This is a genomic window from Lachnoanaerobaculum umeaense, from assembly GCF_003589745.1.
Taxonomy (GTDB): domain Bacteria; phylum Bacillota; class Clostridia; order Lachnospirales; family Lachnospiraceae; genus Lachnoanaerobaculum; species Lachnoanaerobaculum umeaense.
Genome location: NZ_CP032364.1, coordinates 1,208,981 through 1,222,864 on the forward strand (window position 1 = coordinate 1,208,981; position 13,884 = coordinate 1,222,864).

The 13,884-nt window shown below is 34.8% G+C and carries 8 protein-coding genes; 7 read left to right on the forward strand and 1 reads right to left on the reverse strand.

Annotated elements, in window-relative coordinates:
• Positions 1 to 12: 12 nt before the first annotated feature.
• On the reverse strand, positions 13 to 894 hold the full coding sequence (locus tag D4A81_RS05505; protein WP_172621792.1) for a PHP domain-containing protein: 882 nt from the start codon (positions 892 to 894) through the stop codon (positions 13 to 15).
• A gap of 192 nt (positions 895 to 1,086) precedes the next feature.
• Here D4A81_RS05505 and D4A81_RS05510 point away from each other — a divergent pair, with 192 nt between their 5' ends.
• The 7 genes from D4A81_RS05510 (at position 1,087) to D4A81_RS05540 (ending at position 13,880) form a co-directional block, all read left to right on the forward strand.
• Positions 1,087 to 2,868 (forward strand): VanW family protein, encoded by a 1,782-nt coding sequence (locus D4A81_RS05510; RefSeq protein ID WP_111524120.1) that lies wholly within the window; start codon positions 1,087 to 1,089, stop codon positions 2,866 to 2,868.
• Between the two features lie 202 nt (positions 2,869 to 3,070).
• Entirely contained in the window at positions 3,071 to 4,948 is a 1,878-nt protein-coding gene (locus D4A81_RS05515; RefSeq protein WP_111524121.1) for a fructose-1,6-bisphosphatase, read from the forward strand.
• Positions 4,949 to 5,141: 193 nt separating this feature from the next.
• Entirely contained in the window at positions 5,142 to 6,116 is a 975-nt protein-coding gene (locus D4A81_RS05520; protein WP_111524122.1) for a neutral zinc metallopeptidase, read from the forward strand.
• Positions 6,117 to 6,195: 79 nt separating this feature from the next.
• Positions 6,196 to 7,296 (forward strand): acyltransferase family protein, encoded by a 1,101-nt coding sequence (locus D4A81_RS05525; RefSeq protein ID WP_111524123.1) that lies wholly within the window; start codon positions 6,196 to 6,198, stop codon positions 7,294 to 7,296.
• Between the two features lie 269 nt (positions 7,297 to 7,565).
• Positions 7,566 to 11,093, forward strand: a complete 3,528-nt coding sequence (gene nifJ, locus D4A81_RS05530; protein WP_111524124.1) for a pyruvate:ferredoxin (flavodoxin) oxidoreductase — start codon at positions 7,566 to 7,568, stop codon at positions 11,091 to 11,093.
• A 181-nt stretch (positions 11,094 to 11,274) separates the two neighbouring features.
• Entirely contained in the window at positions 11,275 to 12,867 is a 1,593-nt protein-coding gene (locus D4A81_RS05535; RefSeq protein ID WP_111524125.1) for a helicase HerA-like domain-containing protein, read from the forward strand.
• Positions 12,868 to 12,869: 2 nt separating this feature from the next.
• A complete protein-coding gene (locus D4A81_RS05540; protein WP_111524126.1) occupies positions 12,870 to 13,880 on the forward strand; it encodes a deoxyguanosinetriphosphate triphosphohydrolase in 1,011 nt (336 codons plus the stop codon).
• Positions 13,881 to 13,884: the final 4 nt, after the last annotated feature.

Sequence of the window (13,884 nt, forward strand, 5' to 3'; positions counted from 1 at the left end):
AAGCGTATGGATTTATCCATACGCTCTTCTATTTAAAATGTTTTGAATAAGTTCAAATGGTATTTGTAAATCGCCATAACCTTTTCCAATATATAGTCCGGGTTTATTTCCACCATGAAAATCACTGCCACCTGTAGGTAATAAATTATATTTTTCAGCCAATGAATATAATTTATTTATATCAGTATTTGAATGAGTGGAATGATATACTTCGACACCCTTTAGTCCAAGGTCTATTAAATGTGTTAATAGTTCTTCCAATTCATAATCAGAAAATTTATACTGAAAAGGATGTGCAAGAGAAATAAAGAAATTATGCTTTGTTAAAAATTCCATGCACCTAACAGTAGTTATTTTCTTTACAGGAATATATTTGCCTCCATATTCAAGATATTTATCAAAGGCTTCAGCTTTATCTTTAACAAGTCCAAGTTTGATTAATGCATTAGAAAAATGAGCTCTTGTTATTTGAGCATTAGGATTGCCATTGTTCAAATCATTTTTAGATATAAAAATGCCGTCATTTTTAAATCTCTCTATTATTTCAGCATTTCTATTTGATCTCTCTTGTGCAAAAAAGTTCAAATCTTCAAATATTTCATCAGAAACTTCCAAGTATTTTGGCGGAAATGAGTCAGGAAGTAAATATCCTAAAATATGTATTTCCTTGGATCTGTAAACACAGCTCATCTCAACACCTGCGATTACAGGAAGATCAAGTTCAAGTCCCTTTTTAAAACATTCTTCTACACCTACCATAGTATCATGATCTGTAAGGGCAATTATATTAAGTCCTGCTTCTTTTGCTAATACTGCTACTTCTGTGGGGGAGCAAGTTCCATCTGAAGCTGTGGAATGTGTATGTAAATCAATATATTTTATATTTTTGTTCATAAATCACCTTTTTTTAAATTATAGTCTGTTTATATGCAACATATATTACTGACAAACTGCAATAAGTCTAGCATAATAAATTAAGCAAAGCAATCTTGATATGGATTGTGTTAAGGTGAGATTATTGGTATAATCTACCTTTAAAGTATTGTTTTTAAAATACCGGTAATAGATATTACATAAGGAATGGAAATGTTGAAAAATCAAAAAGATAAAAAGATATCCGGATCTGAAAGAGTAAGAGCGGCCAGAAAAAGAGCAAAAAAAGGGCAATATGCATCTGATATAAATTATAAAAATGTATTTATATTGGTAGCTGCTTTAATTGTGCTACTTATATTTATAGTATTCGGAATAAATAAGGCAATCAAATTTGTTGGTAGTTTAAGTACAGAGAGTGTAGAGACGACTACTGAACTTGCCATAGAAAAATTGAAAAAGCAGATAACTATCGATGAAATAGACATTACAGGAATGACAATGTCAGAAGCAAAATCAGCTATAGAAAAAGTATACCCCTGGAAGTTAAAGCTCCATATAGGTGAGGATGAAAGTGATAGTCTTATTTTGGATAATGCATTGGATGAAAAGCTGGATAAGCTTTTAAATGAGATATATTCTGATGTATCTAATGCAGCAACACATTATGATATCAGTTTTGATGATAATGATATAGATGCTATGGTAAAAAAGGCAAAAGAAAAATGGGATATTAAGCCTAAAAATGGGTCCATATCAGGTTTTAATAAAGAAACAAAAAATTTTACATATGAAAGTGAAAGCAATGGATATCTGATAGATGATAAGAGACTTAAAGAAGATTTAAAGTCTTTTGTGAGTAGGAAGAACTTTCAAGCAGATATTTCAGTGGTAAGGAATGAAGTAAAGCCAAGTATTACAGCTGCTGAGGCCAAAGAAAAATATAAGGTTATAGGTACATTTACAACAAAGACTACTGATAATAAGGATAGAAATACCAATATTTCACTTGCAGCACAGGCTCTGGACGGTCTTATAGTAAAGCCCGGAGAGGAGTTTTCGTTTAATAATACTACAGGAAACAGAACTCTAGAAAAGGGATATAAGCCTGCGGGTGCTTATGTAAATGGTGTTTTATCAGAGGAACCGGGTGGCGGAGTGTGCCAAGTTTCATCTACATTATATAATGCAGTTATATTTGCAGGTTTGACAACTACAGAAAGACATGCACATTCATTTGAGCCGAGCTATGTTACACCGGGAGAGGACGCCATGGTAAGTTATGACGGTTATGCAGGTCCTGATATGAAGTTTGTAAATACTTCAGATACAGCTATTGCTATTCGTGCAGTACTTACAGGACAGACTCTTACCTGCTCTATTATAGGTATTCCTATATTGGAGGATGGAACAACTATAGAAATGTCATCAAAAAAGACTGGAGATTTGAATCCACCTGCTCCTGAATATATCGAAGATAAAAATCTGGATAAAGGAAAGCAAGTTGTTATCAGTGAGGCAAAGAACGGGTCAAGATGGTCTACCAATTATATTGTAAAAAAAGATGGAGTTATTATAAAGGAAGAGCCTTTCCATAGTTCCAGCTACAAGGGTAAGGCTGCAAAGATAAAGGTGAATTCCGGAAGTGTTGAAACTACTGCTGCAACAAATCCTACAGAGAGTAGCTCTGTAAGTACTGAAACAAGCACTGATATACATTCAAGTACAGTAGACAGTGTGGAAACAAATCACAGTAAGGTAATTGAAACCTCTGCTAAAAAGAAGGAAACTGCAAATACTGTAGAGAGTACTGTAGAAAAACTACCTACAGAAGAGAAAGACAGTAAGTCTAGCGAAGGTACAGAGGTAACAAAGCCTAAGCCTAAAGAGAGTGTAAGGCCAAAAGAAACTACTATAGAGGAGACTGTTGAGAAGCTGAGTACAACAGAAGCAACAACTAAAGCTGAAGAAACAGTATCAAAGTTGGGAAATTAAAGCAAAATAATATTTTTGAGAGCCAAGTGGATATCTGCTTGGTTTTTTTGTATAAAAATCATAAAAAAAGCATATAGACTGAAATATTTAAAAATATAGTTAAATTATATTGACTTAACACAAATTTTAATGATAAACTTGAATTAGATCACAGTAGTGCAGAAATTTATACAGAAATGATAAATTTTTGGGGGAGAAATTTATGAATAAAGATAGTGGGAATATAAAGTATTTAAAACTTTTGAAACAAAATTATTCAACAAGTCAATCAGTAATAAGAGAGATTATCAATCTGTCAGCAATAATAAATTTACCAAAAGGTACAGAATTCTTTTTAAGTGACATACATGGTGAATATGAGGCTTTTTTACATATAATGAATAACTGTTCAGGTGTAATAAAGGAAAAAGTTGATTTAATTTTTAAGGATGTATTGTCAGAATTTGATAGACAGGAGCTATGTACACTTATATATTATCCAAGAGAAAAAATGACAATATTGAGTGAAACAGGTAGGATAGATGATGACTGGTATACAATGACATTGAATTATTTGATACAGCTTGCAAAATTGCTGTCATCAAAGTATACAAGATCAAAGGTAAGAAAAGCATTGCCGGAAGACTATGCATATATTATTGATGAGCTTTTACATGCACAGAAAAATGAGGATACTAATAAAGTAAGTTATCATAGACATATTTTGCAGACAATCATTGATTTGGATGATGCAGATGAGTTTATAATTGCACTTTCTGCACTGATAAAAAGATTGGCAGTGGATCATTTGCATATAGTTGGAGATATTTTTGACAGAGGTGGCAGTGCAGATAAAATTATTGATTTGTTGATGAACTACCATTCTCTAGATATTGAATGGGGAAATCATGATATTTTGTGGATGGGAGCTGCCTGTGGAAATGATGCCTGCATTTGTAATGTCATTCGTAATAATTTAAAGTATGGAAATGTAGAGATTTTGGAAAATGCATATGGTATTAGCTTAAGGCCTCTTATGCTTTTTGGTATGTCAAAGTATGGTATAAAGGACGGGATACAGGCTGCATTGGCTGCAATAAAGGTTATACTGTTTAAATTAGAAGGTCAGTTGATTAAGAGTCATCCGGAGTATGGTATGGATGATAGATTGCTTTTAGAGCATATTAATCCAACGGATGGTACAGTAACTATTGAGGGTAAAGAAATACCTTTAAAGACAAATGTATTTCCGACACTGGATGTAAACAATCCTTACGAACTTAGCGATGAAGAAAATGAGATTGTTTTAAAATTACATAGAAGTTTCGTTTCCGGTCAGAGACTAAATAAACATATAAAATTCCTATATGATAAGGGAAGTATGTATAATGTTTACAACAGGAATCTGATTTTCCATGGCTGTGTTCCTGTAGATGACAATGGTATATTTGATATGCTATTCATAAATGGTAAATATTACCATGGAAAGGCTTTGCTTGATATATGTGAGGAAAAGGCTAGAGCTGCTTATATAGATAACCCTAATACGGATGATGTTGATTTTATGTGGTTTTTGTGGGGAGGAGAAAAATCTCCACTATGTGGAAGAGTTGTAAAAACTTTTGAGCGTGACTATATTGAAAATAAAAATTTTTGGAAGGAAAAATCAAATCCATACTATAGTAAATATTATGACGAGAGCTTCTGCAGTCAGATTTTACATGAGTTTGGACTATATGATGTTCACTCTCATATTATAAATGGACATACACCTGTTCATGCAGTGGATGGTGAGAATCCTGTAAGGGCAAATGAGAAATTATTTGTTATTGATGGTGGATTTTGTCGTTCTATGAATAAAACTACAGGAATAGCAGGCTATACTCTAATATTTAACTCACATGGACTGAGGCTAAAAGCACATACACCTTTTACATCAGTAGAAGATGCCTTGATGAATAATACTGATATCGAATCTGAATCTGAGATAATAGAAAAAGATGTATATCGTATGTTTGTAAGAGATACAGATATCGGTAAAAAATTGCAGGAGGATATAGCTGATTTGAAGAAGCTTTTGGATAATTATCGCAAGTTATAAGATTTATAATTATTGATATAAAATATTAATAATAGTTAAGAAATAGCATTGCTTTTTTATAAGATTTTATTGACTATATAGAAAAAATTATATATAATTTTTTCTGATATTTGAGTACAAAAGACTAATTTAGTATGTGATATTGTTTAGGAGTGTATATTTAATAATATTAGATTGAAGGGTAGCATAAAGCATGAATTTAAGTAAAAAAATAATAATAGCATTAAGTCTATTGTGTACAAGTGCATTATTTACCGGCTGTATATCAAGTTCGGTTATGAGTGATTATTATAATGAGTCAAAGAGAGCAAAAGGTTATTCTAATCAGACAGAAGATGGATATGATACAGAGAAAAGTGAAGAAGAGTATCAAGAGTCTACCTCACAAACCGGAAATGAATATAGTTATATTAAGTACGATATTGATATTCTTGATGATTATGATGAGTATGATAATGATTATATTGATGATGTTTATTACATTGTTGGACAAGATATAACCCAAAGCGAGATGGACTACTATTCAATGATAATGGCACTTTTGGATCGATATTGGAGCGAAGATTATGATAATGCTCGTGATAATACAGGAGGATATGACTATTTTAAACCTATTTTAGTAGTATATAAGGATGAAATCAATCTTTTATTAGAAGGAGAAGAAGCTGTAAGAAGTGGCTGCTTTTATACTTCCGGTATTCTCTTTGTAGATTCAGCTCAAATGGAAGAGGTTAGTATGGATAGTGTAGCACCCATAGACTATGTAATGGCCCATGAATATGGACATCATATACAGAATCTATTGGGAGATATGGATATGGTTAGTAAAAGACAATATAAGATGATAGCTAAAAGAGATAATGTCGGAGCTAACAGATTGAATATTCGTTTGGAGCTGCAAGCTGATTATTATGCAGGAAGATTTTGTGATTACTTAGAAGATTTGGGAGATGCTAATGATACAGAGATTTTATCTGTAGATAATATAGTAGAGATAATAGCGGCTGCCGATAGTATTGGTGATGATGTAATTATGGGATCATATTATAGTGCAGAGCTATCTGACCATGGTACTGCTGACCAAAGAAAAAGGTGGTTTATGAATGGATATAAGGATGATGATTTTAAGAAGAGAAATATTTTTGATCTAAATGATGAACAATTATAATAGTTAAAAGAGTTTAAACAAAGTGTGTAGGATAGTTCTTACACACTTTGTTATTATGTTTTATAAAAGGAAGTATTGTATGAATACAGATATCGGAAATCAGGAAAATAGAATAGATAGTCTGGATATTTTTAAAGGTGTTTTAATTTTTTTAGTAGTACTTGGACATTTTCTTTTGCCTATCAAGGATGGAGAATATATGTTTATTACAAAATTGTTTTTCTTCATTTACAGCTTTCATATGCCGGCTTTTATTTTTGTCTCAGGTTATGTTTACTATGATTCCTGGAGACGAAAGGGTACCGGAGTTAGGTCTATAATATCATTGGTATTGCTTTTCTTTTTTATGAAAATATTGTTGCATATAAGTGATATGCTATTTTATGGTGATAAAAATATATTTCCGGATTTTTTTCATGAGTCCTCTACTCCCTGGTATGTTTCTACTCTGATAATTTTTAGACTATCACTATTGCCGGTAGAAATATTTTTAAAGAATTCAAAAAAAATTGAAAATAATGAGAGAAGATTTATAGATGGCATAACAATATATATTTCCGTATTGATGCTTGTAACTCTTTTTATTTCAATGACAAATGGTGGTTGGCAAACAAAAATAGAAGATTTTCTTTCTTTAGACAGGGTTATATCATTTGCACCTTTTTTTTATATAGGATTATTGTATAAGAAATATTCATCCATAACTAAGACTTCAATATTTGAAAAAACAAATATACTTTTCTTTTCACTTGGAATTCTGAGTGTTGGGAGTCTTGTTGTTTTATTTCAGTATACAAGATTTTATACTATAGCTTTTTACGGTCCATGGGGATATCGTATAGCTGAAAATAATATTTTGCCTATTTTTAAGGGGGCATTAAATCCACTTCGTATAATATTTATTCCATATGCCTTGAGTATTGCTTATTTTGTGTTTGTGATATGCTCTAAGAGAAGTTTTTTGGGAGATTCTCTCTTGAAAAAAATTGGAGTATACACTTTACCTATATTTGTATTTCACAGACCTGTGAGAGATGCCTTCACTTATTTTGTGCTTAATAATATAAACTTAGTGAAATTTGGTGGCATAAAGATGTTAGTTATAATGACTATAATTTCATTTTTTATTTGTCTTATATTTGGCAATAGCAAAGCAGATAGGATTTGCAGATTTAGGTAGTATAATAATAGTGATGATTATAAAATAAATTACTAATGATATATTTTACAAATTAAAATATTAAAAAGCTTTAAAATATGAAAATAAAAGTTTGGTTTCAAGGATGTTTTTGTTTTAAAGCAGATACATGCCATTTTGTACTAAGAATAGTACACAAAACATAGGTATAATTATTTGCAAATTTTTTTAAAATTGGTATAATGAGAGACGAAAACTAATATTTTTATTTTTATAAATATTATAAAGATTTACTTAGTAGGAGGAATTAAATGGCTAAGAGACAAATGAAGACCATGGATGGTAATCAGGCAGCTGCTCATGCATCATATGCGTATACTGATGTTGCTGCAATTTATCCGATAACACCATCATCTGTCATGGCAGAGCACACTGATGAGTGGGCAACAGAGGGTAGAAAGAATATTTTCGGCCAGACTGTACAAGTAACAGAAATGCAATCAGAGGCAGGTGCTGCAGGTGCAGTTCATGGTTCTCTTTCAGCTGGAGCTTTAACAACAACATATACAGCTTCACAGGGCCTTCTTCTTATGATCCCCAATATCTATAAGATAGCAGGTGAGCAGCTTCCGGCTGTTATCAATGTTTCAGCACGTGCTATTGCAACACATGCACTTAGTATCTTTGGTGATCATTCAGATGTTTATGCTTGTCGTCAGACAGGTGCTGCAATGCTTTGTTCATCATCAGTTCAGGAAGTTATGGACTTAACACCTGTTTCACATTTATCAGCATTAAAGGGTAAAGTTCCATTTATCAATTTCTTTGATGGATTTAGAACATCACATGAGATTCAGAAGATTGAAGCTTGGGACTATGAGGATCTTAAGGATATGGCAGATATGGATGCTATAGCAGCTTTCAGAAAGAATGCACTTAATCCAAACCGTCCTGTAGAGAGAGGTTCAGCACAGAACCCTGATATCTTCTTCCAGGCAAGAGAAGCAAGCAATCCTTATTATGATGCATTACCTGCAATTGTTCAGGAATATATGGACAAGGTTAATGCTAAGATTGGTACAGACTACAAATTATTTAACTACTATGGTGATGCTAATGCTGAGACAATCATTATCGCTATGGGTTCAGTTAATGATACAATAGAAGAGACAATTGATTATCTTTTAAAGCAGGGAGAGAAGGTTGGTGTTGTTAAGGTTAGACTTTACAGACCATTCAGTGCACAGGCACTTATTGATGCTATCCCTGACAGTGTTAAGAGAATTCAGGTTCTTGATAGAACAAAAGAGCCGGGTTCACTTGGTGAGCCACTTTGGCTTGATGTTGTTGCAGCACTTAGAGGAACAAAGTTTGACGGTGTTCCTGTATTTAGTGGTCGTTATGGTCTTGGTTCAAAGGACACAACACCTGCTCAGATAGTTGCAACATTCCACAATACAGAGAAGGCTAGATTTACTATCGGTATCAATGATGATGTTACACATCTTTCACTTGATCCGGGTCCGGCACTCGTTACAACACCTGAAGGAACTACAAACTGTAAGTTCTGGGGTCTTGGTGCTGACGGTACTGTAGGTGCTAATAAGAACTCTATCAAGATCATTGGTGATAACACAGACATGTATGCACAGGCATACTTTGACTATGACTCAAAGAAGTCAGGTGGTGTTACAATGAGCCACTTGCGTTTCGGTAAGAAGCCAATTAAGTCAACATATCTTATTCGTAAGGCTAACTTTGTAGCATGTCACAATCCTGCATATATCAGAAAGTATAACATGGTACAGGAGCTTGTTGATGGCGGTACATTCCTACTTAACTGTACATGGTCAGATGCAGAGCTTGAAGAGCACATCCCAGGGCAGGTTAAGAAGTACATAGCTGATCACAATATTAACTTCTACACAATTGACGGTGTAAAGATTGGTGTTGCAACAGGTATGGGACCAACAAGAATTAACACAATTCTTCAGTCAGCATTCTTTAAGCTTTCAGCAATTATTCCTGAGGAGCAGGCTATTGATCTTATGAAGAAGGCGGCTGAGAAGACTTACGGAAGAAAAGGTGAGGATGTAGTTAAGAAGAACTGGGCAGCTATTGAAGAAGGTGCTAAGAATGTTCACAAGGTTGAGGTTCCTGCAAGTTGGGCTAATGCTGAGGATGAGGGACTTGACTATGCGGTACATACAGAGGGTAGAGAGGATGCAATTAAGTTTGCTAATACTATCCAGACAGCTGTAAGTGCACAAGAGGGTAATAACCTTCCGGTATCTGCATTCGTTGACTATGTTGATGGTACAACACCTGTTGGTACATCAGCATATGAGAAGCGTGGTATTGCTGTAAATATGCCTATCTGGAACAGTGATAACTGTATTCAGTGCGGTTTCTGTTCATATGTATGTCCTCATGCAGTTATTAGAACAATTGCTCTTACAGAGGATGAGGCAAATAACGCTCCTGAGGGAATGAGCGTACTCCCAATGACAGGTATGCCAAATTACAAGTTTACAGTAGCTGTATCAGCTCTTGACTGTACAGGTTGTGGTTCTTGTGCTAATGTATGTCCTGGAAAGAAGGGTGAGAAGGCTCTTACAATGCAGAGCATGCCGGAGAATGTTGAGAGACAGAAGTGGTTTGATTATGCAAACGCTACTCCTGAGAAGCCTGAGGTTATTGCTAAGTTTAAGGAGACAACAGTTAAGGGATCACAGTACAAGAAGCCATTACTTGAGTTCTCAGGTGCATGTGCAGGTTGTGGAGAGACACCTTATGCAAGACTTATTACACAGTTGTTTGGTGAGAGGATGTATATTTCAAACGCTACAGGTTGTTCATCAATCTGGGGTAACTCTTCACCTTCAACACCATATACAGTAAACGCTAAGGGACAGGGTCCTGCTTGGTCTAACTCATTGTTCGAGGATAATGCTGAGTTTGGTTATGGTATGTTCCTTGCAAATGAGGCTCTTAGAAAAGGACTTAAGTCAAAGGTTGAGGCTATTGCACAGAGTGGTTCAGATGATCTTAAGGCAGCAGCTAAGGAATATCTTGACACATTTACTGTAGGTGCACTCAATGGTACAGCAACAGACAAACTTGTAGCTGAACTTGAGAAGTTAAATACAGCTGAGGCTAAGGAAATCCTTGATAATAAGGAGTTCTTGTCAAAGAAGAGTCAGTGGATCTTCGGTGGTGACGGTTGGGCTTACGATATCGGTTTCGGTGGTCTTGACCATGTAATCGCAAGTGGCAAGGATGTAAATATTATGGTATTTGATACAGAGGTTTATTCAAATACAGGTGGACAGAGCTCAAAGGCAACAAAGACAGGTGCTGTAGCACAGTTTGCTGCAGGTGGTAAGGATACAAAGAAGAAGGATCTTGCAAGTATTGCTATGAGCTATGGTTATGTATATGTAGCACAGATAGCTATGGGTGCTGATTACAACCAGACTGTTAAGGCATTAGCTGAGGCAGAGGCTTATCCGGGTCCATCACTTATCATCGCTTATGCTCCATGTATCAACCATGGTATCAAGCTTGGTATGAGTAAGGCTATGACAGAGGAGAAGCTTGCTGTTGAGGCAGGTTACTGGAATAACTTCAGATTCAATCCTGATGCTGAGAATAAGTTCACACTTGATTCTAAGACTCCTAAAGGAGATTACCAAGAGTTCCTTAAGGGTGAGGTTCGTTACTCATCTCTTGCACTCAAGGATCCTGAGAGAGCAGCTAAACTCTTTGCTAAGAATGAGGAAGATGCTAAGGAAAGATTCTCATATCTTGAGAAGCTTGTAACATTATATTCAAAATAATATAATTTTAGATTTAATAGACGAAAGTTTATTTAGTGTACAAACGGAAGCCACTTTTGTGGTCAAAGGGAGTCAGTACTTAAGTACTGGCTCTTTTTGTATTAAAAAATAGTTTATCTGCTTGTTATAATGTGAAACTTGGGATAAAATAGAATTATAAATTGAGTACTTAGGAGATAATATGTATAAAGATAATGAAATATGGGTGGCAAGTGATGGAGATGCCAAATTATGTATAAAGTCAAAGTATGCAAACAGGCATGGTCTTATTGCGGGAGCCACAGGAACAGGTAAGACAGTCACTCTTAAAGTGATGGCGGAGTCGTTTTCAGATGCCGGTGTACCGGTATTTTTATCTGATATAAAGGGTGATTTATCAGGTATGTGTAGACCTGGTGAAGAAAAAGAGAGTATAAGCAAAAGAGTGTTGGAGCTAGGTATGGGAGAAGATTTTTCATTTAAAGCATATCCTACTATTTTTTGGGATATATTTGGAAAAAAGGGGCTTCCACTTAGAACAACAATATCAGAGTTTGGTCCAATGCTGTTAGCAAAATTACTGGAATTAAATCAAATTCAAAGTGATATTTTAAATATTGTATTTAAGATAGCAGATGATGAGGGATTATTACTTATTGATCTAAAGGATCTAAAGAGTATGTTAAACTATGTCAGTGAGAATGCAGCTGAATATAAATCTGAATATGGAAATATAGCACCTCAAAGTGTTAATGCGATAATGAGAGGACTGGTTTCTCTTGGAGATAAGGGCGGAGATATATTTTTTGGAGAACCGGCAATAGATATAAATGACTGGTTTGTAACTAAGGATGGCAAGGGCATGATAAATGTATTGGATGCCACTACCATAATAAATGATCCGAGTATATATGCAACATTCATGCTTTGGATGCTTGCAGAATTGTTTGAAATAATGCCGGAAGTAGGAGATCTTGACAAACCTAAGATGGTATTTTTCTTTGATGAGGCACATCTTTTGTTTAAGGATACTCCAAAGGCATTGCTTCAAAAAATAGAGCAGGTAGTAAAACTTATAAGATCAAAAGGTATCGGAGTGTATTTTATAACACAAAATCCAAGTGATATTCCTGATGAAGTATTGGCACAGCTTGGAAATAAGGTTCAGCATGCATTAAGGGCGTATACACCTGCAGAGCAAAAGGGAATAAAGGCTGCAGCACAGAGTTATAGAGTAAATCCTGATTTTGATACAGCTGAAATAATAACTAATCTTGGTATAGGAGAGGCGGTTGTATCCTTTATTGGTGATGATGGAGCACCGGCTATGGTAAGAAAGGCAAAAGTGCTCCCGCCACAGTCATATCTTGGAACTATAGATGATATGATGAGGGCTACTGTTATTTCTATGTCAGATTTGGCAGGCAAATACAAGGATATGGTGGATAGAGATTCTGCATATGAGTTTTTGCAAAGATTACAAATAGAAATGGTCCAGAAGCAGGAAGAAGAAAGGCAGGCTGAATTAGAACAAAAGGAGGCCCAAAAGCAAGAAAAATTGGCACAAAAAGAGGCTGAAAGACAGGCAAAGGAAGCTGAAAAAGAAGAAAAGAAGAAAAAGGATGCTATAAAGAAAGGTGTAGCTTCAGTTGCAGGAACTGCTGCAGGTACTATAGGCAGACAGATTGGAAAGGCTATAGGAAAGACAGGAGGAAAGTTTGGATCAAGTCTAGGTGGAAATCTGGGTGCAAGTGTCGGTAGAGGTATTCTTTCAACATTGTTTAAATTAAAGTAAATATGAATATACGAGAAGATATAGAACTTAGAGAAGAATTGACTCTTAGTAAGTACGCTGCTTTAAGTAAAAATTCTTTAGGAAGAGATAGATATGAGGAAGCTTGTGATATAAGGACAGTCTATCAGAGAGATAGAGACAGAATACTTCATTCAAAAGCGTTTAGAAGACTGAAACATAAGACTCAGGTATTTTTGGCACCTGAAGGAGACCATTACCGCACCAGACTTACTCATACGCTTGAAGTGGCACAAATTGCAAGAACTATAGCCAAGGCGCTGAGATTAAATGAAGATTTGGCAGAAGCTATAGCATTAGGTCATGATCTTGGCCATACTCCATTTGGTCATTCCGGAGAGGATGTGCTAAATGAAGTATGTTCATATGGCTTTGCTCATTATGAACAGAGTGTTAGGATTGTAGAGTTTATAGAAAAGTCCGGAAAAGGACTTAATCTCACAAAGGAAGTAAGAGACGGCATATTAAATCATAGAACATCAGGAAATCCGGCTACACTTGAGGGACATGTGGTTAGACTTTCAGATAAAATTGCCTATATAAATCATGATATTGATGATTCTATCAGAGCACATATTCTGGTAGAGGATGATATACCTACAGAATATACAGATATACTTGGACATTCGGTAAGAGAAAGATTGAATAATCTCATACATGGTGTTATAGAGGAAAGTATTGATAAACCGGAAATATCAATGAATAAAGAGAAATATAAGGCAATGATGGGACTTAGAACTTGGATGTTTAAAAAGGTTTATCACAATGAAGTTCCCAAGTCACAGGAGGGCAAGGCTAAGGCAATGATTGAGTCTCTTTTTGACTATTATATGTGCCATAATGACAAACTTCCTAAAGAATATATATTTTTTATTGAAGAATTGAAGCAGGATAGTGAACTGGTAGTTTGTGACTATATAGCCGGTATGACAGATTTGTACGCTATAGAAAAATTCAAAGACTTATTTGTTCCAAAATCCTGGGATGTATATTAAGGAG

Coding starts and splice junctions, on each gene's coding strand:
- D4A81_RS05505 (WP_172621792.1), bottom strand. CDS start 894: ATGAACAAAAATATAAAATATATTGATTTACATACACATTCCACAGCT.
- D4A81_RS05510 (WP_111524120.1), top strand. CDS start 1,087: ATGTTGAAAAATCAAAAAGATAAAAAGATATCCGGATCTGAAAGAGTA.
- D4A81_RS05515 (WP_111524121.1), top strand. CDS start 3,071: ATGAATAAAGATAGTGGGAATATAAAGTATTTAAAACTTTTGAAACAA.
- D4A81_RS05520 (WP_111524122.1), top strand. CDS start 5,142: ATGAATTTAAGTAAAAAAATAATAATAGCATTAAGTCTATTGTGTACA.
- D4A81_RS05525 (WP_111524123.1), top strand. CDS start 6,196: ATGAATACAGATATCGGAAATCAGGAAAATAGAATAGATAGTCTGGAT.
- nifJ (WP_111524124.1), top strand. CDS start 7,566: ATGGCTAAGAGACAAATGAAGACCATGGATGGTAATCAGGCAGCTGCT.
- D4A81_RS05535 (WP_111524125.1), top strand. CDS start 11,275: ATGTATAAAGATAATGAAATATGGGTGGCAAGTGATGGAGATGCCAAA.
- D4A81_RS05540 (WP_111524126.1), top strand. CDS start 12,870: ATGAATATACGAGAAGATATAGAACTTAGAGAAGAATTGACTCTTAGT.